The organism is Blastomonas fulva, assembly GCF_003431825.1.
Classification (GTDB): Bacteria; Pseudomonadota; Alphaproteobacteria; order Sphingomonadales; family Sphingomonadaceae; genus Blastomonas; species Blastomonas fulva.
In genome coordinates this window covers 3247767-3273649 of sequence record NZ_CP020083.1, presented here as the reverse complement: position 1 = coordinate 3273649, position 25883 = coordinate 3247767, and the positions used below count along the sequence as shown (strand labels likewise).

At 63.7% G+C, this 25883-nt stretch carries 23 protein-coding genes and 1 tRNA gene; 10 read left to right on the top strand and 14 right to left on the bottom strand.

What is annotated here, in order from left to right:
• Nucleotides 1-437 precede the first annotated feature (437 nt).
• Complete coding sequence (gene lepA, locus B5J99_RS15610; protein ID WP_117352912.1) at nucleotides 438-2243, top strand: translation elongation factor 4; 1806 nt, start codon at nucleotides 438-440, stop codon at nucleotides 2241-2243.
• Here lepA and B5J99_RS15605 read toward each other — a convergent pair whose 3' ends face one another.
• Together B5J99_RS15605 and B5J99_RS15600 are read right to left on the bottom strand one after the other, a co-directional pair.
• Complete coding sequence (locus B5J99_RS15605; protein WP_117352911.1) at nucleotides 2244-3593, bottom strand: ammonium transporter; 1350 nt, start codon at nucleotides 3591-3593, stop codon at nucleotides 2244-2246.
• A gap of 134 nt (nucleotides 3594-3727) precedes the next feature.
• Nucleotides 3728-4756, bottom strand: a complete 1029-nt coding sequence (locus B5J99_RS15600) for a 2-hydroxyacid dehydrogenase (protein WP_117352910.1) — start codon at nucleotides 4754-4756, stop codon at nucleotides 3728-3730.
• A gap of 133 nt (nucleotides 4757-4889) precedes the next feature.
• Here B5J99_RS15600 and B5J99_RS15595 point away from each other — a divergent pair, with 133 nt between their 5' ends.
• On the top strand, nucleotides 4890-5378 hold the full coding sequence (locus B5J99_RS15595; protein ID WP_083231355.1) for an SH3 domain-containing protein: 489 nt from the start codon (nucleotides 4890-4892) through the stop codon (nucleotides 5376-5378).
• Nucleotides 5379-5445: 67 nt separating this feature from the next.
• On the opposite strand, the gene B5J99_RS15590 is transcribed toward B5J99_RS15595, so the two are convergent.
• Together B5J99_RS15590 and B5J99_RS15585 are read right to left on the bottom strand one after the other, a co-directional pair.
• Complete coding sequence (locus B5J99_RS15590; RefSeq protein ID WP_231684080.1) at nucleotides 5446-5985, bottom strand: RcnB family protein; 540 nt, start codon at nucleotides 5983-5985, stop codon at nucleotides 5446-5448.
• A gap of 204 nt (nucleotides 5986-6189) precedes the next feature.
• Nucleotides 6190-7584, bottom strand: a complete 1395-nt coding sequence (locus B5J99_RS15585; protein WP_054135951.1) for a M20/M25/M40 family metallo-hydrolase — start codon at nucleotides 7582-7584, stop codon at nucleotides 6190-6192.
• 151 nt (nucleotides 7585-7735) lie between these two features.
• Here B5J99_RS15585 and ettA point away from each other — a divergent pair, with 151 nt between their 5' ends.
• A complete protein-coding gene (ettA, locus tag B5J99_RS15580; protein WP_054135950.1) occupies nucleotides 7736-9415 on the top strand; it encodes an energy-dependent translational throttle protein EttA in 1680 nt (559 codons plus the stop codon).
• A gap of 140 nt (nucleotides 9416-9555) precedes the next feature.
• On the opposite strand, the gene B5J99_RS15575 is transcribed toward ettA, so the two are convergent.
• From B5J99_RS15575 to B5J99_RS15560, 4 genes are all read right to left on the bottom strand, one after another.
• On the bottom strand, nucleotides 9556-10533 hold the full coding sequence (locus tag B5J99_RS15575; RefSeq protein WP_117352909.1) for an NAD(P)H-dependent flavin oxidoreductase: 978 nt from the start codon (nucleotides 10531-10533) through the stop codon (nucleotides 9556-9558).
• Nucleotides 10534-10578: 45 nt separating this feature from the next.
• A complete protein-coding gene (locus B5J99_RS15570) occupies nucleotides 10579-11352 on the bottom strand; it encodes a thioesterase family protein (protein WP_117352908.1) in 774 nt (257 codons plus the stop codon).
• A 71-nt stretch (nucleotides 11353-11423) separates the two neighbouring features.
• The gene (locus B5J99_RS15565) at nucleotides 11424-11624 is read right to left on the bottom strand and encodes a hypothetical protein (protein WP_117352907.1); all 201 of its coding nucleotides are present in this window, start codon (nucleotides 11622-11624) and stop codon (nucleotides 11424-11426) included.
• 15 nt (nucleotides 11625-11639) lie between these two features.
• Nucleotides 11640-12962: an MFS transporter gene (locus tag B5J99_RS15560; RefSeq protein WP_069050119.1), complete on the bottom strand. Its 1323-nt coding sequence runs from the start codon at nucleotides 12960-12962 to the stop codon at nucleotides 11640-11642.
• 146 nt (nucleotides 12963-13108) lie between these two features.
• On the opposite strand from B5J99_RS15560, the gene cyoA reads away from it, so the two are divergent.
• From cyoA to B5J99_RS15525, 7 genes are read left to right on the top strand one after another with little or no spacing between them, the layout of a single operon-like run.
• Nucleotides 13109-14305 (top strand): ubiquinol oxidase subunit II, encoded by a 1197-nt coding sequence (gene cyoA, locus B5J99_RS15555; RefSeq protein ID WP_425456410.1) that lies wholly within the window; start codon nucleotides 13109-13111, stop codon nucleotides 14303-14305.
• Nucleotides 14302-16323 (top strand): cytochrome o ubiquinol oxidase subunit I, encoded by a 2022-nt coding sequence (gene cyoB / locus B5J99_RS15550; protein ID WP_117352905.1) that lies wholly within the window; start codon nucleotides 14302-14304, stop codon nucleotides 16321-16323. The genes cyoA and cyoB overlap by 4 nt, the downstream gene beginning before the upstream one ends.
• Nucleotides 16324-16326: 3 nt before the next feature.
• Nucleotides 16327-16953 carry a cytochrome o ubiquinol oxidase subunit III gene (gene cyoC, locus B5J99_RS15545; RefSeq protein WP_117352904.1) on the top strand — a complete coding sequence of 209 codons (627 nt, stop codon included), beginning with the start codon at nucleotides 16327-16329 and terminating at the stop codon, nucleotides 16951-16953.
• On the top strand, nucleotides 16953-17363 hold the full coding sequence (gene cyoD, locus B5J99_RS15540; protein ID WP_117352903.1) for a cytochrome o ubiquinol oxidase subunit IV: 411 nt from the start codon (nucleotides 16953-16955) through the stop codon (nucleotides 17361-17363). Before cyoC ends, cyoD begins: the two co-directional genes overlap by 1 nt.
• Nucleotides 17360-18067 (top strand): SURF1 family protein, encoded by a 708-nt coding sequence (locus B5J99_RS15535; RefSeq protein ID WP_425456409.1) that lies wholly within the window; start codon nucleotides 17360-17362, stop codon nucleotides 18065-18067. Before cyoD ends, B5J99_RS15535 begins: the two co-directional genes overlap by 4 nt.
• Complete coding sequence (locus B5J99_RS15530; protein ID WP_117353551.1) at nucleotides 18064-19359, top strand: ATP-binding protein; 1296 nt, start codon at nucleotides 18064-18066, stop codon at nucleotides 19357-19359. The genes B5J99_RS15535 and B5J99_RS15530 overlap by 4 nt, the downstream gene beginning before the upstream one ends.
• Nucleotides 19356-19895, top strand: a complete 540-nt coding sequence (locus B5J99_RS15525; RefSeq protein ID WP_117352902.1) for a response regulator transcription factor — start codon at nucleotides 19356-19358, stop codon at nucleotides 19893-19895. Before B5J99_RS15530 ends, B5J99_RS15525 begins: the two co-directional genes overlap by 4 nt.
• A 175-nt stretch (nucleotides 19896-20070) precedes the next feature.
• Here B5J99_RS15525 and B5J99_RS15520 read toward each other — a convergent pair whose 3' ends face one another.
• The 6 genes from B5J99_RS15520 to mreC form a co-directional block, all read right to left on the bottom strand.
• A complete protein-coding gene (locus tag B5J99_RS15520) occupies nucleotides 20071-21006 on the bottom strand; it encodes a TylF/MycF/NovP-related O-methyltransferase (protein WP_117352901.1) in 936 nt (311 codons plus the stop codon).
• Nucleotides 21007-21060: 54 nt separating this feature from the next.
• A tRNA-Lys gene (locus B5J99_RS15515) sits at nucleotides 21061-21136 on the bottom strand.
• Nucleotides 21137-21278: 142 nt separating this feature from the next.
• On the bottom strand, nucleotides 21279-22400 hold the full coding sequence (gene rodA, locus B5J99_RS15510) for a rod shape-determining protein RodA (protein ID WP_117353550.1): 1122 nt from the start codon (nucleotides 22398-22400) through the stop codon (nucleotides 21279-21281).
• A gap of 4 nt (nucleotides 22401-22404) precedes the next feature.
• On the bottom strand, nucleotides 22405-24324 hold the full coding sequence (gene mrdA, locus B5J99_RS15505) for a penicillin-binding protein 2 (protein ID WP_117352900.1): 1920 nt from the start codon (nucleotides 24322-24324) through the stop codon (nucleotides 22405-22407).
• A 13-nt stretch (nucleotides 24325-24337) separates the two neighbouring features.
• Nucleotides 24338-24853: a rod shape-determining protein MreD gene (mreD, locus tag B5J99_RS15500; protein WP_054134824.1), complete on the bottom strand. Its 516-nt coding sequence runs from the start codon at nucleotides 24851-24853 to the stop codon at nucleotides 24338-24340.
• Entirely contained in the window at nucleotides 24850-25878 is a 1029-nt protein-coding gene (gene mreC / locus B5J99_RS15495; RefSeq protein ID WP_054134825.1) for a rod shape-determining protein MreC, read from the bottom strand. The genes mreD and mreC overlap by 4 nt, the downstream gene beginning before the upstream one ends.
• Nucleotides 25879-25883 lie beyond the last annotated feature (5 nt).

Here is a 25883-nt window from a genome sequence, read left to right as displayed (position 1 = left end):
GTTCGGGCACCGTCGACTTTCCGACGCCTCACGGCGTCCGAAACTCTAAACGAATGCGGCAGGGCTGATCAGGGCGCTGATCGCTAGCGCGGTCGCCATCGCCGGCAGAGAGACGAAATTCGAATGTAGATTTGCTTTTGACATGAATACCCCCAAGCCATTTTACAGGCGAGATCGCACACCGAACCATATCGGTGCGTGCATATTTCCGGGCGCTGAAAGCGCCTGGCCCTGTTCCCCTGCCAGGTCCCGGCGTCGTTCTGTGGCGCGCCGAAGTCCCTGTTTATGTGGCAAGGCTATTCGCCCTCGCCACCAAGTTGCAACATTCGCTTCATAGGAGGTTCATCTTTCTGCGAGGTTGTGACAATGGAGCAACAGCGCCCCGGTCGGTGCTTTCCCTGCTGACACTGGGGCAAGCTCCTGCTAATCGCGCGGACATGACCGAACTCAAGCACATCCGAAATTTCTCCATCATCGCGCATATCGACCATGGCAAATCGACCCTGGCCGACCGGCTGATCCAGCAGACCGGGGGGCTGTCCGAACGCGAAATGTCCGCACAGGTGCTGGACAACATGGACATCGAAAAAGAGCGCGGGATCACCATCAAGGCGCAGACCGTGCGGCTGAACTACACCGCCAAGGACGGGCAGCTGTACGAGCTGAATCTGATGGACACGCCGGGGCACGTCGACTTCGCCTATGAGGTGTCGCGCTCGCTCGCCGCGTGCGAAGGCGCGCTGCTCGTCGTAGACGCCGCACAGGGGGTCGAGGCGCAGACGCTGGCGAACGTCTATCAGTCGATCGAGCATGATCACGAGATCCTGCCGGTCATCAACAAGATCGATCTGCCGGCCGCAGAGCCCGAAAAGGTGAAGAAGGAGATCGAGGACATCATCGGTCTCGATGCCTCCGAAGCCGTGTTGGCCAGCGCCAAGTCGGGCATCGGCATCGAGGAAATTCTCGAGCAGATCGTCAGGAAGATCCCCCCGCCCAAGGGTGACCGCGACGCGCCGCTCGAGGCGATGCTGGTCGACAGCTGGTACGATCCGTACCTTGGCGTCGTCATTCTGGTGCGCGTCGTCAACGGCGTGATCAAGAAGGGCCAGAACATCAAGTTCATGGCCGGCGGGACCGAGCATCTGGTCGACCGTGTCGGCTGCATGCGCCCCAAGATCGAGACGCTGCCCGAGCTGGCAGCCGGCGAGATCGGCTTCATCACTGCGCAGATCAAGGACATCAGCCAGACTCGCGTCGGCGACACGATTACCACGGTGAAGAACCCCGCAGCTGCCCCGCTGCCGGGGTTCAAGGAAGTGCAGCCGGTGGTGTTCTGCGGGTTGTTCCCGGTCGATGCAAACGACTTCGACAAATTGCGCGACTCAATCTCCAAGCTGCGGCTCAACGACGCATCGTTCAGCTTCGAGATGGAATCGAGCGCGGCATTGGGCTTCGGCTTCCGCTGCGGTTTCCTCGGCCTGCTGCATCTGGAGATCATCCAGGAACGTCTGACCCGCGAGTACGACCTCGACCTCATCACCACAGCACCGTCGGTGGTCTACAAGATCCAGCTGACCTATGGTGGCGGCGAGATCGAGCTGCACAATCCCGCGGACATGCCCGATCCGACCAAGATCGACGAAATCCAGGAGCCGTGGATCGAGGCGGTGATCTATTGCCCAGACGAGTATCTCGGCAGCATCCTCAAGCTCTGCCAGGACAGGCGCGGTATTCAGAAGAACCTGACCTATGTCGGCGGACGCGCACAGGTGACGTACGAATTGCCGCTCAACGAGGTGGTGTTCGATTTCTACGACCGCTTGAAGTCGATCAGCCGCGGCTATGCGTCGTTCGATTACCACCAGATCGGCTATCGCGAAGGCGACCTCGTCAAGATGTCGATCATGGTCAACGCCGAACCCGTCGATGCGCTGAGCATGATCGTCCACCGTGGCACCGCCGAATCGCGCGGTCGCGGCATGTGCGAGCGGCTGAAGGACCTGATCCCGCGCCACCTGTTCAAGATCCCGATTCAGGCGGCGATCGGCGGCAAGGTGATCGCGCGCGAAACCATCGCCGCGATGCGCAAGGACGTGACCGCCAAATGCTATGGCGGCGACATCAGCCGCAAGAAGAAGCTGCTCGACAAGCAGAAGGAAGGCAAGAAGCGGATGCGCGAGTACGGTTCGGTCAGCATCCCGCAGGAAGCCTTTATCGCGGCGCTCAGGATGGGCGAAGAGTGATCAGGCCGGAAGGCTGGGCTCTGTCGGAATAGCCACCGGGTCCGTCTGCGGCTCCGTCAGAGGGGCGGCAACAACCGCCTCGCCGGTCTCTTCCGCCTTGGATATGCGCATTGGGATGGCCATCGCGATGCCATAGCCGACGATCAGCGTGCCCAGGATCGACCACATCGCCACCGCGCCCAGGCCGATCAACTGCGCCAGTAGCTGGCCGCCAAAGCCGCCGCCATCGGGATAGCCGATTCCGCCGAAGCTCGCGCTCGTGAACAGCGCCACCAGCAGCGCGCCGATCAGGCCGCCGACGCCGTGCAGAGCAAATGCGTGGTTGCTGTCGTCGATGGCCAGCGTCTCGGTGACGAAGCGCAGCACGAAATAGCAGGCGGGCGCGGCGATCAGGCCGATCAGGATGGCAGCGCCCGGAGACACCAATCCGGCAGCGGGCGCAATCGCGGCGATGCCTGCGGTAAGTCCGCTGACCAGTCCCAAGGCGGAGACGCTGCCCGTGCGCAGCTTTTCGATCAGCAGCCAGACAAGGCCGCTGACGCTTGCTGCGACATGCGCGTTGATGATCGCGCTGCTGGCATCGTCGGTGGCGGCCAGCGTCCAGCCACCGGCCAATGCAAAGTTGCCGACGAACAGCAGGGCTGCGCCTGCCAGCACCAGTGTTGGATTGTGCGGAGCCATCTCGGCGCCCTGCCACCCGGCGCGCCGTCCGATGATGAGTGCCGCGACCAGTGCGGAAATGCCTGCGCAAAAGTGCAGTGCGATGCCGCCTGCGAAATCGAGCACGCCAAATCCGAACAGCCAGCCGCCGCCCCAGATCCAGTGCGCGACCGGCGCGTAGACGATCAGGCTCCACAGTCCGCCAAAGGCCAGCGCCCAGCCAAAGCGGGCGCGCCCGACCCAGGCACCCGCGACCAGCAGCGCAGCCAGCATGGCCCCGGCGATCTGGAACAGAACGAACGCGCTTTCAGGAACAGCGGTGCCAAAGCGGACATTGCCCAGAGCGATCAGCATCCAGGCATTTCCGCCCCCGATTACCCCGCCGCCTGCATCTCCGAACGCCAGCGTGTAGCCGACCACAACCCACAGCAGCGACACCAGCGCTGCGATCGCCGCGCCCTGCAGGAACACCGGCTGAACTGCCCGCGAGGTTCCCCGGCCAGCCTGCATCAACAGTACCCCGGGCAGGGCAAACAGCATCACCAGCACCGCAGATATCAGGACAAAGGCGGTATCGCCCGAATCCGCCGGATCGATCGCGGCCATATCGATGACGCCCGGCGCCGCCCATGCGGGGGCCGCCAGCAAAGCTGCTGAAACAACTGCGGCGCGTGCCAGCCTTGCGATCATGCCTTGAACTTTCCGATTCCCGTAACCGCCGTGCACACCGGCTCGATGTTTGGGCAGAATGTGCAGCAGTTTGGCAAACAATCGATTAACGCTGACATGCGGCGGCGCGCATCGAGCGGCCGCTGCGGCGCGAACTACATCCAGCCTTCGAGCACCTGATCGGGCGGGCGATGGCCATCGAACCAGAAGCGGATATTGGCGATGACCTTCTCGCCGGCGACGCGGCGCCCTTCGAAGGTGGCGCTGCCGACATGCGGCAGCAGCACGACGTTCTTCAACGCGAGCAGCCGCGGATCGACCTGTGGCTCGTGGGTGTACACATCCAGCCCGGCGCCTGCGATCCTGCCGGCTTCCAGGGCATCGATCAAAGCTGCCTCGTCGACGATCTCGCCGCGCGCGGTGTTGATCAGATAGGCGCTGGGCTTCATCAGGCCGATGCGCCTTGCGTCGATCAACCCGCGGGTTTCGGGGCTGCGCGGACAGTGAAGCGTGATGATGTCAGACTGGGCGACCAGCGCATCGAGATCGGGCTCGAAGCTCGCGCCGAGCATCTGCTCGAGGCTCTCGGGCAGGCGGCGGCGGTTGTGATAGCGCACGTCCATGCCGAAACCGCGCGCGCGATGCGCCACGGCCTGGCCGATCCGGCCCATGCCGACGATGCCAAGCTGCTTGCCGCCGATTCGGTGACCGAGCATGCCGGATGGGCTCCAGCCGTCCCATTCGCCGGAACGCACGAGCTTCTCGCCCTCGGCGAGCCGGCGCGGTACCGACAGGATCAGCGCCATCGTCATGTCGGCGGTATCGTCGGTGAACACCCCCGGCGTGTTGGTGATGATGATGCCCTTGGCGCGCGCGGCCTTGAGATCGATATGATCGACCCCGGCACCAAAATTCGCCAGCAGTTTCAGGCGATCTCCGGCACCCGCGATCAGCTGGGCATCGAGCGCATCGGTGACCGTGGGTACCAGCGCATCGCAATCGGCCATTGCTGCAGCAAGTTCGTCGCGGCTGAAGGCGTGATCGTTCTCATTCAGGACAACATCGAACAGTTCGGCCATGCGCGCTTCGACCGAGGGAGCGAGCTTGCGTGTCACGACAACGCGCGGGCGCGCGCCGGGTGCATGCTGCGGGGCTGACGGCTGGGAAGAGGCGTTTGCAGGCATGTTTTTGCTATGCCGCAACCCGGGCAAAGGTCAAGCTGCAGCACTTGCTTGCGGGGCGTTTTTTCCGGTAAGCGGGGCAGGGGGCGAATTTCGGCCGGGCGTCTTGCCCGGGCCATGGGCTGGGGACAGGGATATGCGGACATCATGGTTCAAGGCGCTTGTGCTTGGCGGCATGGTGGCGGCTGTCGTGATGCCGGGAGGCAGCCCCGTGCAGGCGCAGGCAGAGGTCGAAGTCCCGTATTGGGCGTCGATCCAGCGCGACGAGGCATTTGCCCGCGCCGGGCCGATGGCAAGCTATCAGATCGAATGGGTGTTCCGGCGCAAGAACCTGCCGGTCAAGGTGGTCAAGCGCTATGGCACGTGGCGGCAGATCCAGGATCCCGATGGCTGGACGGGCTGGATGCACTCCAACATGCTTAGCCGCAAGCGCACCGCGATCGTGCAGGGCAGTGTGAGCGCGATCCGCGCCGCGCCGCAGGACAGCGCCAAGCTGATGTGGCGCGCGCAGCCCGGCGTCGTTGGCGAGCTGGGTGATTGCGAGGCCGGATGGTGCGAGTTTGCTGTCGATCGCCGCGCGGGCTGGGTGCGGCAGGACGAAATCTGGGGTGCCGGCGCGCCCTGACGGAATCAGGCCCGCCCATCGCTTGGGCCAAGCGATGGGCGGACCGTCATTCTACCGGCGAAAGGACTTACCAGTAGAAATTGGGGATGACGCGGATGACCGTGCCATTGCGCTGATTCACCAGCAGCATGTCGTTATAGTGCCGCACCCACGCCTGCCGCGCGCCCGGATTGGGCAGACGATAGTTGCGATAGTTGTTCACGACATAGCGCTGGCCGAAATAGTTCGGTGCGATGCGAACGCCGGGGCGGAACTGCTGATAGCGGAAGTTCGCGCGGAAGTTCTGGCCACGGAACGCCTGACGGTTGGTGCCGCGATACTGGCGATAGTCGCGCAGATCCTCGCGATATTCGCGGCGGGCTTCCTGGACGTCGCGGCGCTGTTCGCGCACATCGCGGCGTTCTTCGCGAACATCACGCGCGTTGCCATAGCGGCGGGCGTCCTGCACATCGCGGCGTTCGCGCTGCAGTTCACGCTGCTCCTGGCGCACGTCGCGTTCGGAACGAACCACCTCGCCACGCGACTGCGCGAAAGCGGGAACGGTGGCGACAGGCAGTGTGGTCGCCAGCATCAGGGTCCCTATCAGGGTCTTGGAGAGCATCTTCATAATCGTAACTCCTGTCATGGCCGGAGCATGGGGGAACCGCTCTGGACATGTTCAGGAATACGCTTGGTTATCTGAATGGGTTGCGAATGCTGCGCTCATTTTCATGAAATGTTGTCGCAAGGTGTAACGAGGGGAAATCGGACGCTCTTTTCGTCACCCCCGCGCACGCGGGGGGCCCGCTTGCGAGGGAATGACGAAGAGATTTCATTCCGCGACTTTCGCCTTTGGCAGCAGATCTGCGGGATCATTCGCCACGATCCCCAATACCGTCACCCAGGCTGCGACATTCTGCTGCATCGCCTTGGGGTCGATCTTGTCAAGCGTATCGTCGGGGGTGTGGTGGAGGTCGAAATAGTCGGTGCCGTCCTGCTGCAGGTCGATCGCATTGACCCCCAGCGCGACGATCGGGCCGTGATCGGGCCCGCCACCGGCAACATCGCGGCCGCGCCCGACGCCCAAGGGGGCAAGCGCGTTGGCGATGCGGGTCTGCAGATCATCGGTGCCTTCCGGCAGCCGGAAATCGACCTGCCAGATACGGTCGGCGCCGAAGTCTGATTCCATCGCCAGCGCATGGCCTGCTGCGCCGTGCTTTTCCGCATAAGCACGACCGCCGAAAATGCCGACCTCTTCAGCGCCCCACCATACGACACGAATGGTGCGCTTCGGCGTGCCCGCGTCCATGATCATCTTGGCCGCGGCGGCGCTGATCGCGACGCCTGCGCCGTCATCGATCGCTCCGGTGCCCAGATCCCAGCTGTCGAGATGCCCGCCGATCAGGATCATGCCCGCCGCCGGATCGCTGCCCGGCACCTCGGCAATCACGTTGCCGGACTGGGTGGTGCCGATCTGGCGCGGGGTGAGGACCAGCTTCATCCGCACCGCCTCGCCCTTTTTGGAGGCGCGCGCGATCATGCGCTCGAGATTCTCCGCGTCTGGGATCGAGAGTGCCGCTGCCGGAATGGGAACGCCCTTCTCGCCAAAGCTGGTGCCACCGGTGTGCGGGTTGCGATGATAATCGGTGCCGACCGACCGGATGATGATCGCCGCTGCGCCTTTTTCCGAGGCCAGGCTGGGGCCAATCCGCCGCACCCCGCCGAACTGGCCATAGCTGGCGCCGTTTTGCGTTTTGGTCATCTTGTGGCTGACAAAGGCGATCTTGCCCTTCAGGCTGCCCGCAGGTGCAGCGCCCAAATCCGCCAGCGTGCGGAAATAGACGACCTCGGCCTCGAGCCCCTTTTCGCCGGTGCTGGCCGAATTGCCCAGCGCCGAGATGTGCATCTTGCCGCTATAGGGGCCGGTGACCTCGGCGGTTTCGATGCCGCGCACCCAGGTCTTCATGTCGAAAGGTTCGATACGCACATTGGCAAAGCCCATCGCCTTGAGCCGCGTCACGGCCCAGGCGCGCGCCGCCGCCTCGCGTTCGGTGCCTGCGAGCCGCGGGCCGATCTCGGTGGTGAGATCTTCGACGATGCCATAAGCGGTATTGTCCCCCAGCGCCTTTTGCTGGAGCGCGGCAGGGTCATGGGCCGGGCTTTGCTGGGCGATAAGGGGGAAGGGCAGGGTGAGCGCGGCCAGTGCCGCAAGGATGCGCATGTTCATGGGGTAACGGCTTAACCAGCCTTGTGCGCTTTGCCAATGCCATGCTGCCTCTCCGCCAACCTGCCCGCCCAATGCTGTCTTGCCCGTAAGCTGCGTGGCCGCTAAGGCGCGGGTCAAATCCTGCCATTTTCCACAAAGGGCGTTTCTCAGCATGGCCGCACAATATTCCTACGTCATGAAGGGTCTGACCAAGACCTTCCCCGGCGCCAACAAGCCGGTGCTCAATGGCATCCACCTGCAATTCTATTCGGACGCCAAGATCGGCATCGTCGGCCCCAACGGATCGGGCAAGTCGACGCTGATGAAGGTGATGGCCGGGCTCGACAAGGAGTACACCGGTGAAGCGTGGCCGGGCGAGGGCGTCACCGTCGGCTATCTGGCGCAGGAGCCCGAACTCGACCCCACCAAGACGGTCAAGCAGAACGTGATGGACGGGGTGCGCCCGGTCGCCGATCTGGTCGAGCGCTTTGACGAGATCAGCAACCTGATGGCCGACCCGCCGGAGGACGCGGATTTCGACGCCCTGATGGAAGAGATGGGCACGCTGCAGGAAAAGATCGACGCGGTCGATGGCTGGACGCTCGACAACCAGCTCGAGATCGCGATGGAGGCCCTGCGCTGCCCGCCCGGCGATGCCGATGTCGCGAACCTGTCGGGTGGTGAAAAGCGCCGCGTGGCCTTGTGCCGCCTGCTGCTCGAAAAGCCCGGCATCCTGCTGCTCGACGAACCCACCAACCACCTCGACGCCGAAAGCGTCTCGTGGCTGGAGCGGCATCTGGTCGATTATCCGGGCAACGTGATCCTCGTCACCCATGACCGCTATTTCCTCGACAATGTCGTGAACTGGATCCTCGAGCTCGATCGCGGAAAATACTTCGTCTACGAAGGCAACTACTCGACCTATCTCGACAAGAAGGCGCAGCGGCTCCAGCAGGAATCGCGCGAGGACGAGGGCCGCCAGAAGGCGATCCAGGACGAGCTCGCGTGGATCCGGCAGACCCCCAAGGCACGTCAGACCAAGTCCAAGGCGCGTATTCGTGCGTTTGACGAACTGGTCGAGGCGCAGGAAAACCGCAGCCCCGGCAAGGCGCAGATCGTCATCCAGACGCCCGCACGTCTCGGCGGCAAGGTGATCGAGGCGCATGGCCTGACCAAGGCCTATGGCGACAAATTGCTGTTCGAGGACCTGTCGTTCACGCTGCCCCCGGGCGGCATCGTCGGTGTGATCGGCGCCAACGGCGCGGGCAAATCGACCTTGTTCAAGCTGATCACCGGCAAGGAAGAGCCCGACAGCGGGACGATCGCGATCGGCGATACGGTCAAGCTCGGCTATGTCGACCAGAGCCGCGACGATCTCGACCCGAACCACAATGTCTGGGAAGAAATCTCCGACGGGCTCGATTTCTTCAAGCTGGGCAAGCACGACGTGCCTACCCGCGCTTATGTCGGTGCGTTCAACTTCAAGGGTCAGGACCAGCAGAAGAAGGTCGGCCAGCTCTCGGGCGGTGAACGCAACCGTGTCCATATGGCCAAGATGCTCAAGGAGGGCGGCAACGTGCTGCTGCTCGACGAACCGACCAACGATCTCGACGTCGAGACACTGCGCGCACTCGAGGAAGCGCTCGAAAGCTTTGCCGGCTGCGCGGTGGTCATCAGCCATGACCGCTTCTTCCTCGATCGCCTGTGCACGCACATCCTGGCGTTCGAAGGCAACAGCCATGTCGAATGGTTCGAAGGCAACTTCGAAAGCTATGAAGAAGACAAGCGCCGCAGGCTGGGCGACGAAGCCGATCGCCCGACGCGGATGAGTTACAAGAAGCTGACGCGCTAAAGCCTCTCCCTTCCGGCTTGCGGGAGGGGCAGGTTCAGCTTGCTGAACCGGGGTGGGCCTGAACCGGCGCAAACATCAGGCCCACCCCGTCTTCGCCTGCGGCTCAGCCACCCCTCCCGCAAGCGGGAGGGGAGAGGCGGTCACCCCGCCAGCATGCCTTCCAACCGACCGCGGATAATCGTCTCCGCCTCGGATATGATCCGGTCGATCAGCTCCTTGCACGTCGGAATGTCGTGGATGAGTCCTGCGACCATGCCGCAGCTCCATGCGCCAGCGTCCATGTCGCCTTCCATCATGATGCGCGGATAGACGCCCGCGACCTGCTCGATGATGTCGGTGAACTGGAGGTTTGCACCCTTTTCGCGCTCGATCACCAGCAGCTCTTCGACCGCCGCGTTGGTCATCACGCGTTCGGTGTTGCGCAGCGGGCGCATGACGAGGCGGGTGTCGAGTTCGGAGGCAGCGACGATGGCCTGCTTGACGTTCTCATGCACCGGCGCTTCCTTCGTGGCGATGAAGCGGGTGCCCATGTTGATTCCGTCTGCTCCCATCGCCAGCGACGCGACCAGCGAGCGGGCATCGGCCTGACCGCCCGAAGCGACAAACGGAATGTCGAGTTCGTCTGCGGCGCGGGGCAGCAGGATCATGTTGGGCACATCGTCCTCGCCCGGATGCCCGCCGCATTCGAAGCCGTCGACCGACACCGCATCGCAGCCAATCGACTGCGCCTTGAGCGCATGGCGCACGCTGGTGCATTTGTGGATGACCTTGATGCCCGCTTCCTTGAGATAAGGCAGCACCATTTGCGGGTTATTGCCCGCAGTCTCGACCGCTTTCACCCCGTTTTCGATGATCACGCGGACATAGCCGGGATAATCCGGCGCGGTGAGCACGGGCAGGAAAGTCAGGTTGACCCCGAACGGCTTGTCGGTCAGCGCCTTGCACTTCTTGATCTCGGCATCGAGTTCTTCCGGCGTCTTCTGGGTGAGCCCGGTGATGATGCCTAGCCCGCCTGCGTTCGATACCGCGGCGGCCAGTTCGGCAAAGCCGACATAGTGCATGCCGCCCTGGATGATCGGGTGCTGGATGCCGAAAAGCTCTGTGATCCGGGTCTTCATGAGGTGCTCTCCTGAGTGAACTCTATAGCAATTGAAGCGGCGCGATCAGACGAACAAGGCCACACTCTGCATTGCGGCCATCACCGGTTCCAGCCTGCTGTTCCAAACGGTCATATACTGGCTCGAGGCACCGTGATGCGCATGGTGCGTCACCGATTCGAGCAGCCACCAGCCGTTATCCGTCTCCGGCGCATCGGTCAGCATGTTGACCTGCCAGTTCATCGAACTGATCGGTCCGGCGATGTCCATGAGCCCCATAGCAGACGGCGGCAGCCCATCGCCAATGCACAGCAGCTCGGTCATCGCATCGAGCCCGTCGCGCTCGGCAAAGCGGTGCCAGCTGGCAAGCCTGGGCGTGTTCATCCCCAGTTCGAGGCGCTTTTCGGGATACTCCATCTGCGAGGTGAAGAATTCGGGCGGACCGCTGCGGGTCGATCCTTCTGCCGGCGGCGGAGCGACATCGGGGCGGTGCACGCCCTCATAATCGATTCGGCTCTCGCGCTTGCTCATGAAGATAAAAGTGCCGATGAAGCCGAGCCCTTCGTCGCTGCGGATCTTGGTCTCGACAAAGGCGGTGTTGCGGCCCCGGCGCAGCAGATCGCAGCTGATCGTGACCTCGCCTGCCAGCGGGCCGACAAAGGCAACCTGCGCAGACCGTAGCGGCGGCGCATCGGGCACGGCGAGCCGCGCGGCGTGATGCGCAAGCGCAGAGGAGAGTCCGCCATAGGCGGTGCGCCCCTGCATCCAGCAGGCCGGGATGGTGACGGTCCAGCCGGTATCGGCAGGAACAAGCGAAGCGAGGGTTTGAGCCAAATTCATCGGGCGATTAAGACCAGAGAATGCGGCCCAAATCCACCGCAAAATTCAACGCCCACCGGTGCGCCCGGCCTCTAGCCCCACCACGCGATCAGCCCGCCGATGACGGTCGCCCCGCCGATCGGAGCGACGAGCAACAGCAGCACATTGAGGCCGATCGCCTGCATCAGCCGCTTCTGCTGGCGTGCATCGAGCAGCACCGGCGGTGCCTTGCGCGCAGGCTCGCGCCGGGGCGGATCGATCGGTGGCCAGTAGGGATCGAAGCGGAGAAACATGGGTAAAGGCCCTGACTATTGCTGCTTGCCGAGTTCGCGGTTGAACCACAAGGCGATCAGCGTCGCCAGTGCGCCCGACAGCAGATAGCCGCCCGCCGCCAGCAGACCGTAATTGGCCGACAGCCACAATGCGACCATCGGCGCAAAGCCTGCGCCGAACAGCCAGGCGAGATCGGCCGTCAGCGCCGATCCGGTATAACGGTGCTTGAGCGGGAAGAACGACGACAAAGCGCCCGAGGACTGGCCGAAGGCGAGGCCAAGCAGGATGAACCCGCCGAACATGAAGGCGACCTCGCCCGCGCCGCCGGCATCGAGCAGCTGCGGGGCAAAGCCGCTGAATGCGGCGATGGCGACCGCAGTGCCGGCGAGCACGTTACGGCGTCCATAGCTGTCGGCCAGCTTGCCCGATGCGAGGATCGCAAACACTCCCAAAGCGGCTGCTGCCGCCTCGATCAGCAGGAAGCGCGCGGGCGATTCCTCGGTGAACAGGAAGACGTAGCTCAGCGGATAGACTGTCACCATGTGGAACATCGCAAAGCTCGCAAGCGGGGCAAAGGCACCGAGAACGATGATCCGCCATTCGTTGCGGATCGTGCTCAGCACCGGTTCGGGTTGCAGCGTCTGGTTCTTGAACAGCTCGGTATATTCCGGCGTCACCACGATGCGCAGCCGCGCGAACAGCGCGACCACGTTGATCGCAAAGGCGACGAAGAAAGGATAGCGCCAGCCCCAGGCGAGGAAGTCTTCCGCCGGAAGCGCCGAGATCAGGAAAGCGAACAGCAGGCTGGCGACGATCAACCCGAACGGTGCGCCCAGCTGCGGGATCATCGCATACCAGCCGCGCTTCTCCTTGGGCGCGTTGAGCGCGAGCAGCGAGGCGAGACCGTCCCACGATCCTCCCAGCGCCACGCCCTGGCCCATGCGGAACAGTGCGAGCAGCAGCGCCGATCCGATACCGATCGAGGCATGGCCGGGCAGGAAGGCGATCGCCGCGGTCGATCCGCCGAGCAGGAACAGCGCGATGGTGAGCTTGGCACCGCGGCCATAGGCCTGGTCGACCAGGGTGAAGATCGCCGTTCCCGCCGGGCGTGCGACAAAGGCCAGCGCGAAGATCGCGAATGACCACAATGTGCCTTCGAGCGCGCCCAGATAGGGGAAGACCAGCTTGGGGAACACCAGCACCGAGGCGATGGCGTAGACGAAGAAGTCGAAGAACTCCGATGTGCGGCCGATGACCACACCGATCGCGATTTCTCCAGGACCGACCGGGTGGCCATCATCATTGACCGCCCGCGCGTCGCGCTCGGCCTCGGTGGTGGGGACGGTGTTGGCCGCCATAACGGTTCATCCTTGAAGTGAGCGCACAAATATCGACGCTGGTCTTATGCATCTTTGATCCAGATCATTGCATTGGACAAAATGTCCTATGTGCGCACCTTCGCCGGCCCTCTAGATGAGACGGCATGAAGAGCCCCTCATTGCCGATGCGCGCACGCCCCATGCTGGCCGCCCTCAGCCTGCTCCCGCTGCTTGGTGGATGCGGGATGGTGGTGCTCGATCCGGCGGGCGATGTCGCCCGGCAGCAGGGCGACCTCGTCGTTATCTCCACCCTGCTGATGCTGATTATCATCGTGCCCGTCATGGCGCTGACCGGCTGGTTCGCCTGGAAGTATCGCGCCGCCAACACCGCTGCGACCTACAAGCCCGACTGGGATCATTCGACCCAGCTTGAGCTGCTGATCTGGGCGGTTCCGCTGCTGATCATCATCTGCTTGGGAGCCGTGACCTGGGTCGGCACGCATCTGCTCGACCCCTATCGCCCGCTTGCCCGCACCGCACCGGGCCAGCCGGTGGGTGCAGACGTCAAGCCGCTCGAGGTCCAGGTCGTCGCGCTGCACTGGAAGTGGCTGTTCATCTATCCCGAACAGGGCATCGCCACGGTCAACGAACTGGCCGTGCCCGAAGGCCGCCCGCTCAAGTTCCGCATCTCGTCCTCGTCGGTGATGAACAGTTTCTACGTGCCCGCGATGGCCGGGCAGATCTACGCGATGCCCGGCATGGAAACCAAGTTGCACGCGGTGTTCAACGAGACCGGCAACTATGAAGGATTCTCCGCCAATTATTCGGGCGCGGGCTTTTCCAACATGCGCTTCGGGGTGCGCAGCATGACCGAGGCGGGCTTCGAACGCTGGGCGGCACAGGCCAAGGCTCGCGGCACCACGCTCGACCGCGCGGCATATCTCAAGCTCGAACGGCCCAGCGAAAAGGAGCCCGTGCGCCGCTACGCACAGGTCGATTCCGGGCTTTTCGACCGGATCGTCAACATGTGCGTCGAGCCCGGCAAGATGTGCATGCACGACATGATGGCGATCGATCAGCGCGGCGGAATGGGCCGCGCCGGGCTCTACAATGTCCGCCAGCTCTCCTACGACAAGTTCGCCGCCCGCGGCACCGGCGATACCGCCAGTGATCGCTATATCGCCGAAAACTGCTCCAACCCCGAGCTGCTCGGTACCAGTCTCGCGCGGGTCGAGGACCAGCCCGTCAACCTGGCCGAACTGACCGGGGCAGGGCTCTCGCGTCCCGGCACCCGCGCGCTTTCGCCCGCGCTCGATTCAGACAAGCCTGCCTCCGCGCGACCGGCGCTTACCCCGGTCAGCATCACGGAACCCGCATCATGACCACCGACGCCGTCGTCTCAACCTCCGCCGCCGAGCCGAGCTTCCTGCTGGGCAAACTGTCCTGGAACGCGCTGCCGCATGATCCGATCGTGCTCGCCACGATGGTCGTCGTGATCATCGGCGGCGCCGGGCTGTTTGCGCTGGTCACCCGCTACAAGCTGTGGAGCTATCTGTGGAAGGAGTGGTTCACCACCGTCGACCACAAGAAGATCGGGATCATGTACATGATCCTGGGCCTGGTCATGTTCCTGCGCGGCTTTGCCGATGCGATCATGATGCGACTGCAGCAGGTGATGGCGTTCGGCGGGTCCGAGGGATACCTCAATTCGCACCATTACGACCAGATCTTCACCGCGCATGGCGTGATCATGATCTTCTTCGTCGCCATGCCGTTCATCACCGGGCTGATGAACTATGTCGTGCCGCTTCAAATCGGTGCGCGCGACGTGTCGTTCCCATTCCTCAACAATTTCAGCTTCTGGATGACCGCGGCAGGCGCTGTTCTGACGATGGCGTCCTTGTTCATCGGTGAGTTCGCCGCGACCGGCTGGCTGGCCTATCCACCCTTGTCGGGAATTTCGTACAGTCCCAGTGTCGGGGTCGATTACTATATCTGGGCGCTGCAGATCGCCGGGGTTGGCACGACATTGTCGGGCATCAACCTGATCGTCACGATTCTCAAGATGCGCGCGCCGGGAATGGGCCTGATGAAGATGCCGATCTTCACCTGGACCTCGCTGTGCGCCAACATCCTGATCGTCGCATCCTTCCCGGTGCTCACCGCGGTGCTCGGCCTGCTGACGCTCGACCGCTATGTCGGCACCAACTTCTTCACCAACGACTTTGGCGGGTCGTCGATGATGTACGTAAACCTGATCTGGATCTGGGGTCACCCCGAGGTGTACATCCTCATCCTGCCGCTGTTCGGAGTGTTCAGCGAGGTCACCTCGACCTTCTCGGGCAAGAAGCTCTTCGGCTATACCTCGATGGTCTATGCGACGGTGGTGATCACCATCCTGAGCTATGTCGTGTGGCTGCACCACTTCTTCACCATGGGTTCGGGCGCGAGCGTCAACAGCTTCTTCGGCATCACCACCATGGTCATCTCGATCCCGACCGGCGCGAAGCTCTTCAACTGGCTGTTCACGATGTACCGTGGCCGCATCCGCTTCGAGCTGCCGATGATGTGGACGGTGGCGTTCATGCTCACCTTCACCATCGGCGGGATGACCGGCGTGCTGCTCGCGGTGCCGCCTGCCGACTTCGTGCTGCACAACTCGCTGTTCCTGATCGCGCACTTCCACAACGTGATCATCGGCGGCGTACTGTTCGGCATCTTCGCGGCGATCAACTACTGGTGGCCCAAGGCGTTCGGCTTCAAGCTCAACCAGTTCTGGGGCAAGGTCAGCTTCTGGTGCTGGGTCCCCGGCTTCTGGGTCGCGTTCGCGCCGCTTTATGTGCTCGGCCTGATGGGGGTGACTCGCCGGATGCGGGTGTTCGATGATCCGAGCCTGCAGATCTGGTTCGCGATCGCCGCCGTGGGTGCGTTCATGATCGCCGCTGGCATCGCCGCGATGCTCATCCAGTTCGCAGTCAGCATCTGGAAGCGCGAAGCGCTTGCCGAGACGACGGGCGACCCGTGGGATGGCCGGACGCTCGAATGGGCGACCAGCTCGCCGCCGCCTGCCTACAACTTCGCCTTCACCCCGCGCATCCATGCACTCGATGCCTGGTACGACATGAAGGGGGCAGGCGTCGCGCATCCGGCGGACGGCTACAAGGACATCCACATGCCGGCCAACACCGGCGCAGGGATCATTCTGGCCGGCATCAGCACTGTGTGCGGTTTCGCGCTGGTGTGGCACATCTGGTGGTTGGCAGGCGCAAGCTTCCTCGGCCTGATTGCGACCGCGATCATCCACACCTTCAACTACAGCCGCGATTTCCATATCCCCGCTGCCGAGGTCGCCGCGACCGAGGCTGCGCGGGTGCGCCAGCTGTCAGCGGCAGGAGCATAAGCGATGGCCAGCACCACGATAGCTGCCGGGAGCGAAGCCCCGGTCTATTACGAGATCGACGAGCATCCGCATCCCGAAGGGCACAGCACGATGCTGGGCTTCTGGATCTATCTGATGAGCGACTGCCTCATCTTCGCAATCCTGTTTGGCTGTTACGCCGTGCTGGGCGGCAACCTTGCTGCCGGGCCGGGGCCGAAGGACCTGTTCGACCTCAACCTGATCGCACTCAACACCGCGATGCTCCTGTTCTCGTCGATCACCTATGGCTTTGCGATGATCGCGATGCAGGGCAGCAATGTCCGCCACACCCAGATGTGGCTGGCGGTCACCGGTTTGTTCGGCGCGGCGTTCCTCGCGATCGAGATTTACGAGTTCGCGCATCTGATCCACATCGGTGCAACACCGCAGCGCAGCGCGTTCCTCTCGGCGTTCTTCACTTTGGTTGGGACGCACGGGCTGCACGTGACCTTTGGGCTGATCTGGCTGGTGACGCTGATCGTCCAGCTTGGCCGCCATGGCCTCAACCCCGCCAACCAGCGCCGCGTTGCCTGCCTCAGCCTGTTCTGGCACTTTCTCGACGTGATCTGGATCGGCGTGTTCACCTTTGTCTATCTGATGGGAATGCTGTGATGAGCGCCAACACCACTGCCGAGGACCCTGCATTGCACGCCGATACGTCTGACCATGCCGATGATCATCATCACGGCATCGAGATTCCGCACGCAAGCTATCGCGATTACGCCACCGGTTTCGGCCTGTCGGTCATCCTGACCGCGATACCCTTCGCGCTGGTGATGACCGGGACCCTGTCGCCTGCTGTGACGGCGGTGACGATCATGGGTTTTGCGGTGGTGCAGATCATCGTCCACATGGTCTACTTCCTCCACATGAGCCCCAAGGCAGAGGGTGGCTGGACGATCACTTCGCTGGTGTTCACGATCATCGTGGTCGGGATCATGCTGTCCGGATCGCTCTGGGTGATGAGCCATCTCAACACCAACATGATGCCGATGACGCACGAGGCGAGCCAGCTGCCGTGACCGGGCGCCGGCCAGCCACGCGGGTCGTGCTGGCGATCATGATGCTGGTCATGGCGCTGGCGGGCATCGGGCTTGGCGTCTGGCAGGTGCAGCGGCGCGCCTGGAAGCACGCGGTGATCGAGGCGGTCGAGACGCGCAGCAAGGGCCGCCCGGTCGAAGCACCGGGGCCTGAACAATGGCCCGACCTCAGCGCCGAGCGCGATGCCTATCGCCGCGTGACGCTGACCGGCACCTTTCTGCATGACCGCGAGACGCTGGTGCAGGCAGTAACCGATCTGGGCGGCGGCTATTGGGTGCTGACCCCGCTTGAGGGGAAAACCTTCACGGTGCTGGTCAACCGGGGCTTCGTGCCCTCGTCCAGGCGAACCGGCGCCAGCAGGCAGGCGGGCAATGCCGATGGCCCGGTTCGCGTCACCGGGCTGCTCCGAATCACCGAGCCGGATGGCGGGTTTCTGCGCAGCAACGATGCTGCTGAAGGCAAATGGTATTCGCGCGACGTCGCCGCGATCAGCGCTGCAAAGGGCATTTCCAGGCCTGCCCCCTATTTCATCGATGCCGATACCACCGCCAACCCCGGCGGCTATCCGGTGGGCGGCCTGACGGTGGTGCGCTTTTCCGACAACCACCTGGTTTACGCTTTGACCTGGTTTGCGCTGGCGATCGGCTGCGTCTGGGGCGCAATCATGATATGGCGGCGGCAATGATCCCTGTGTCCGCCCCAGAAGTCACCGATGCCGTCCGCCGCAACATGGCGCTGCTGATCCAGCTGCGCTGGCTGGCGGTCGGCGGGCAGCTGTTCACCATCCTGTTCGTCGATGGACCGATGGGAATCCCTCTTCCGCTGGCACCTTTGCTCGCGGCGATCCTGCTGCTGGTGCTGATCAACCTCGGCACGCTCTACATGCTGCGCAGCCATGAGGCGGGGCTTGAATATGCGCTGTTCGCCGCACTGATGTTCGATATCGCGGCACTCACCTGGCAGCTGCATTTCACCGGGGGCTTGGCCAACCCGTTCGCCGCGCTGTTCCTGCTGCAGGTGGTGATCGGAGCGATGCTGCTGCGTCCGGCGGCGTCGTGGCTGATGGTGGTCGCGACCCTGTGTGCGCTGGCGATCCTCGCTGCCGATTCGGTGCCGCTGGCGCTGCCGCCCGATCTGCAGGATGACGAATTCGGGCTGTACCTGCAGGGTAGTTTCGTCTGCTTCGGGCTGATCGCGGTGCTGCTGGTCGCCTTCGTGACCCGGATTGCGCGCAACCTGCGCGAGCGTGACGCTGCGCTCGCCGCGATCCGCCAGCGTGCGGCGGAGGAGGACCATATCGTGCGCATGGGGCTGCTCGCATCGGGTGCGGCACACGAGCTGGGCACGCCGCTCGCGACGCTTTCGGTGCTGGTCAACGACTTCCGCGCGATGCCCGAGCTCAAGGTAGTGAAGGATCTGGATGCCGATCTGACCGACATGGAAATCGCCGTCCACCGCTGTAAGACCATCGTCAGCGGTATCCTGATGTCCGCCGGGGAGGCGCGCGGCGAGGCGCCCGAGCGCACCACCATGCGCACCTTTCTCAAGGACGTCGTCGGTGAATGGCGCGTCGCGCGCGGGCTTGCCGAGCTCGACTATCAGGATCGTTTCGGCGCGGACATCGCCATCGTTTCGGACCCCGCGCTGCGCCAGGTCATCGGCAACGTGATCGACAACGCCATCGACGTGTCGCCCGAATGGGTGGGTATCGAGGCGGCACGCAAGGGTGATGCGCTGGCGCTGAGCATCATGGACCGCGGCCCCGGCTTTCCGGACGAGATTCTCGAAAGCCTCGGCCAGCCCTATCGATCGACCAAGGGGCGACCGGGCGGCGGCCTCGGGCTGTTCCTGCTGGTCAATGTGATGCGCAAGATGGGCGGGGAGGTCCATGCGAGCAACCGGGAAGGGGGCGGAGCCGTTATCACCATGCTGCTGCCCTTGCCCGCCATCGCCTATCCCGCAGGAGACCGCTCATGAGCGCCGACCGCCATCTGCTGATCGTCGAGGATGACGAGACCTTCGCCCGCACCCTGCGCCGTTCGTTCGAGCGCCGCGGCTATCTGGTCGAGTCCGCATCGAGCTTCGATGGCCTGCAGGATCTGCTGGCGGGCGGCCTGGCTCCCACCCATGCCGTGCTCGACCTCAAGCTTTCGGGCAGCGTCTCCGGGCTGGCGTGCGTGCAGGCGGTGCGCGCAGCAGCGCCCAGCGCCAGGATCGTGGTGCTGACCGGCTTTGCCAGCATCGCCACAGCGGTCGAGGCGATCAAGCTTGGCGCCGATCACTATCTCGCCAAGCCGTCCAACACCGACGATATCGAGGCAGCCTTTGCGCGCACCGAGGGCGATGCCGGCGCGTCGGTCGAGGCGCGTCAGTCGTCGATCAAGACCGTCGAATGGGAGCATATCCACCAGACACTGGTCGATACCGATTTCAACGTTTCGGAGACCGCGCGCAGGCTGGGGATGCACCGCCGGACCCTGGCCCGCAAGCTCGAGAAGCGGCAGCTGAAATAGCGCATGCAGCAAATGGCGTCGCTCCGATGGATTGCGTCGCATCCCGTTGCCACCAATGCGGACGAGCAGGGCCACTGGTTCAGGCGGTGCGGCATCGACCGGATCGACCACACGGGCAGTGTGAACCTGTCGTCGAGGTCTGAGATTCCGCGCGCTTCGGCGGCAGATCCGGGCGCTATCTCTTGATCATCAAGCCCTGTCCGGTGGGTAGCGTTGCGATATTCTGGTGCCGCTCGGCCGCAAATCGGTTCCAGACATCCCGCTGCGCTTCGTGACCTTTCCAGTCATAGTCGTCGATAAGGATGGCTGCGCCAGGCACGATGCGGTCCCACAACGCCTCGATTACCGCGCGTTCGGATGGTGCCATGTTCAAGTCGACTGAGAGATAGGCGATCGCTCCCAGTTCGGCCTGTTCCAGACTTTCGGGCAACACGCCGCGGACCAGAATGGCATTGGGAAAAGGGAAAAAGTTCTGCTGCGCTACATCGTGGACATCGCGATACAATGTGGCATTCAAGTGTTCCGCGCGCGCGTGTTCGCTCGGCGACAGCCGGTCCAGCGGAATGCCGTCGAAGGTGTCGAACAGAAAAAAACGTCGCGGCTGATCGGCGAAATCCATCGCATGACAAATGACCAGCGACAGCAAGCCGGTGTGCACCCCGCACTCGACGAAATCGCCCTCGAGCGAAGCGCCGTTCCTTGCCGCCCACAAGGCGACATGCGCTCGCCAGCGGATATCCGGAACACCGTCGGGCCAACCCGCCTCGTTCGCCTTTGCCGATACGTCCCAGGCTGCGGCGAATTTGGTTTCGCTCAGGAAATGGGCATTGCGGCCAAGAGCCGAGATCCAGTCCGGCGCCGACACGATCTGCTCGTCAAGCGCGGCCAGCCGGTCCGCATATTCCCGGTTCTGCCTGCGCGATTCCTCAAGCTCGGCTTCAAGCATCCGCACCCCTGCAATTGGAAACACTTTGGCAAGGGCACGCTTCAATATCCGGGCTGAACGCATCACGACATAGTGGCCAAAGCAACCGCCCGGCGCAACGCTTATGCTGAAGGGTGACGGGGCGGGTACAGCACACGCCACTTTGCGCCGCTGCAGTATGGCCATGAGGCACGGGTGGCACGCTTTGCCAACCCGATGCCGCGTAAGTATCTGAAAAAATGGTGGACGCACTTGGGCTCGAACCAAGGACCCGCTGATTAAGAGTCAGCTGCTCTACCAACTGAGCTATGCGTCCATCCCGTGGCGGGCGGTGTCGAATCGACCGTCGCGCCGGAAGAGCGCTGCCTATAAAAGATTGCGCGGGGATGAAAAGGGCTTTTGTGGCCTGAGCCGCAATTTTGTTGCCCGGTCGGTCCCGGGTGTTCGCAATGTCTTGGTCAGCCGACGACGCGTCCGCCGCTGCCGCTGCCCTGGCGGGTGCTGCGTTCGATGCCCATGAGCAGGCCGATGCAGATCATGATCGTCATCATCGACGATCCGCCATAGCTCAGAAAGGGCAGGGGAATTCCGACGACGGGGGCAAGCCCCATCACCATGAGCAGATTGATCGCGATGTAGAAGAAGATCGTCATCGTCAGCCCGCCGCCCGCCAGCTTTCCGAAGCGGCTGGGGGCGTTGAGCGAGACGGATGTCGCCCAGCGCAGCAGCAGCGCGAACAGCCCGATCACCACCAGCCCGCCGATCAGCCCCCATTCCTCGGCCATTGTGGCAAACACGAAATCGGTGTGGCCCTCGGGCAGGTAATCGAGATGGCTTTGCGAGCCTTGCAGATACCCCTTGCCGCCGATGCCACCCGAGCCGATCGCGATCTTCGACTGGCTGATGTGATAGCCGGTGCCCAGCGGGTCGCTTTCCGGATCGAGGAAGGTCAGCACGCGGTTCTGCTGATATTCCTTGAGCAGGAAGAAGAAGGCGAAGGGGACGAAGGCAGCGCCTGCAACGCCCGCTCCGATGAACAGCCTGAGCGGGACGCCAGCGAGGAACATCACCGTCACACCGCCGATCATGACCGCGATCGACGTGCCCAGGTCCGGCTGGGTCATCACCAGAAACCAGGGAACCCCGATGAGCAGCAGCGGCGGCCAGATTGCGCCCCAGCTGCGCGCCTGACCGATGGGGAGCAGTTCATAGAATCGAGCGATCGCCAGCACCACCAGCGGCTTCATGAATTCCGATGGCTGCAGGCGGATAAAGCCCAGATCGATCCAGCGCTGGCTGCCGCCCTTGACCGCTCCGACCAGCTCCACCATCAGCAACAGCACGGCAAAGACGATATAGCCGGGATAGGTCCACAGCTTGATGAAGTTCTCGCTGAACATCCGGATGACCAGCGCCATTGTCAGGAACACAGTAAACCGCAACGCATGCGTGCCCGCCCAGGGGCTCACGCTGCCACCCGCGGCGGAATACAGCACGATCACGCCGAAGCTCGCGATGGCGATGGTGATGCAGATGATCTGCCATGGCATCTCGGCCACCTGGCGGGGGACAAAGCTCAGCATGTCAGTCGGCAGATTCTTCAGCAGCGGTCTCGGGCGCACGGCCCTCGCTGCGGGCGCGGAAGCCGGCGAATTCGGATGCCATCCGCTCGGCGATGTTGCCGCCCCAGCCCGCCTCGAGCGCGAGCAGGCTGTCCATCGCCTTTTGCGGATCGAACATATAGGTCATGAAATCCTTCGCCACCGGTGCTGCGGCGCGTGATCCACCCAGCCCGTGCTCGATCACCACGGCAGCGGCGTAAAGCGGTTGCTCGACCGGAGCAAAGCACACGAACAGGCCATGGTCGCGATACTTCCAGGGCACGCCGGCACCACCGCGGCTGCCCGAGCCAAAACCGCGCACCTGCGCGGTGCCGGTCTTGCCTGCCATCGCGATGCCATCCAGCGGCAGCTTGCTGCGCGCGGCGGTGCCCTGGCTGACCACCTGCGCCATGCCGAGCTGCGCGATGGCGAGATGCTCGGGCGGATAGGGCAGGGTGGGGGCGACCTTGTTGTTGGGGATAAAGTGCGGATAGAGCTTGCGGCCAGACGCGATCCGCGCGGTCATCACCGCCAGTTGCAGCGGATTGACGATAACATAGCCCTGGCCGATCACCGCGTTGAGCGAATCCGATGCGGTCCAGGCCTGCTTGTACTTGCGCAGCTTCCATTCGCTGTCGGGGATGGTGCCATAACGCTGGTTGGCGCCGGCCAGATCGAAATCCTCGCCCAGCCCCAGTTCGCGCGCCACTACGGCGATCTTGTCATAGCCGAGCTTGTGCGCCTGGGCATAGAAATAGGTGTTGCAGCTCTTCTCGATGGCGCGGGTCATGTTGACCGGCCCGTGGCGGCCGAGGCACTGGTAGAAACGGTTGCCCAGCCGGTAGCCGCCGGGGCAGTTGATCGTCTCGTCCGGATCGACGCCGTTCTGCAGTGCCGCGATCGCGGCCATCGGCTTGAGCGTCGATCCCGGCGGATAGAGGCCCCGGGTCGCCTTGTTGAGCAGCGGCACACGCTCATCCTGCGACAGCATCGCATATTCCAGCCGCCCGATTCCGTCCGAGAAACTGTTGGGATCGAAGCACGGCATCGACGAGAAGGCGAGGATGCCCCCGGTCTGGCAGTCGATCACCACCGCCGCGCCCGATTCCCGCCCCATGCGGCGCGCGACATAGTCCTGCAGCCCGCCATCGATGGTCAGCTGGAGCGGCTTTCCGGGCACATCTTCCTGCACGCCCAGTTCGCGCACGATCTTGCCGCGCGCGGTGACCTCGACCTTGCGGGCGCCGGGCTTGCCCTGGAGCTGCGGTTCGAAGAACTGTTCAAGCCCGTCCTTGCCGATCTTGAACCCCGGCGTGATCAGCAGCGGGTTCTTGTTTTTCTCATACTCCTCGGCATTGACGATGCCGACATAGCCCAGCAGGTGGCCGACCGCCGCCCCGGTGGGGTATTGCCGCGAAAAGCCGCGCTGCGGCGCAACGCCGGGCAGATCGGGCAGCCGGACCGAAAGCGCTGCGAAATCCTCATAGGTCAGCCCCGATGCCACCGGAACCGGCTGCAGGCCGCGGGCATCCTTCATCGCTGCACGCAGATCCTCGACCTTGTCGGGCGGCATGTTGAGGATGTCGCGCAGCTGGCCGATCGTGGCCTCGACATCGCGCACCCGCTGCGGGATCAGGTCGACGCGGAAATCGGCCTTGTTGTTGGCGAGCGGCTTGCCGTGGCGGTCGATGATCCAGCCGCGCCGGGGCGGAATCAGCGTCAGGTTGACTCGGTTGCTCTCCGACAGCATCTTATAGCGCTCGTTCTCGACCACCGAGATATAGCCCATCCGCGCGGCGAGGATCGCGCCGACCAGCCCCTGGGCACCACCGATCAGCGCCGTGCGGCGGTTGAACGTCATGTTCAGCGAATTTCGGGTGATCAACTTGCCCGGCCGCTTCATGGCTGCGCAGCCTTCACCGCTTCAGGCGGACATGGTCGAGCCGCGCCACCAGACGCAGCACCAACGGAAACGTGAAGATGGCCAGGATCATCTGGGGAAACAGCACCGAAAGGCGGACATCGCTGACGAGAAGATTGTTGATGGCAAGGCCTCCTGCCAGCACGAGTATAATCGAGACCGCAGCGATGAACCAGTCCTGCCAGTAATTGCGCCAGATATAGCGCTGGTCGATCAGGTCGATCCCGATAAGGATGATCGACCACAAAAGCACCGCACTGCCCACCGGCTGCCCGCCGATGATGTCGTCGAACACGCCAAAGGGCATCCCTGCCCAGACCGGCCACAGCCCCGGACGCAGGATCTGCCACGATATCAGCACCATCAGGCCGAACGGCGGCAGAACGGGCGCGGAGGCGACGAGCGGCAGCAGCGGGGTCATCGATCCGATCAGCACCGAGGCGATCGGCACGGCGGCCTTGCGCAACGGAGATGCCTCGCGGTTCAGCCGGGCGCGATACGGAGCCTTCATGGCTGCGGCGTGCCGGTCGCCGCGGCCGCAGGTGCCTGTTCGGGCGACGCTTGCGGATTGGCGGGGGCAGGGGTCGAGGCCGGCCGGCCCTGCTGCTGGCCTTGCTGCGGACGTCGGGCGGGCGCGGTGCTCGCGGGCGCGGCCGATACAGGTGGCAGGCTGCCGGTTTCAGGATTGACCAGCTCGGGCTCGTACATCTCCTGAACGATGACGAAATCGGTCCCCGCCGGATTGGCGAGCAGCTTGCCGATGGCGCCATCGCTGGTCAGCTTCTCAATGATCGCGACCGGGACATTTGGCGGATAGATGCCGCCATTGCCTGATGTCACCATTACATCGCCGACCTTGAACGGGTTGATGCCGATGTCGATGAGCTTGATATCCACCCGGCCGTCGCCGCGGCCTTGCGAAAAGGCGACGACACCGTCACGCGCGCGGCGCACGGGAACCACGTTCTCCGGATCGCTGAGCAGCAGCACCCGCGAGGTGTTGGGTCCGGTTTCGAGCACCCGTCCGATCAGGCCGCGCTGTCCGCGCACCGGCTGGCTGCGCTGCACGCCCTGGCGCGAGCCGACGTCGAGCGTGGCGAACCGGCGGCTGCTCGATGCGCTGGAGTTGATCAGGCGCGCGGTGGCGACCGGGCGGCCTTCCTGCTTGATCAGTCCCAGCAGACGGCGCAGTTCCCGGTTTTCCTGTTTGAGCGCGCGCGCCTCGATCAGGCGGACGCGGTTGCGCTCGACCTCGCGCTGCAATCTGGCGTTTTTCGAACCCGCTTCGAAATAGGCCGCAACCTCGCGCCAGCCGGTCTGCGTGCTCACGCGCACCCCCGTGAGCAGCCGCGCGGGGGGCGCGGTCACTTCCGCGGCCATGCTGCGCACGGCTGAAAACGCTGCGGGATCGAAATAGGACAAAGCGAGCAGCAGCAACCCGGCAAACGCACCGGTGAAAGCCAGCAGATAGCCGGTGAAGATTTGCAGCTGCGCCTTGCGGGAGAACCCGGGGCGCCGTTTGCGGGGCGGCGCCATGCTGT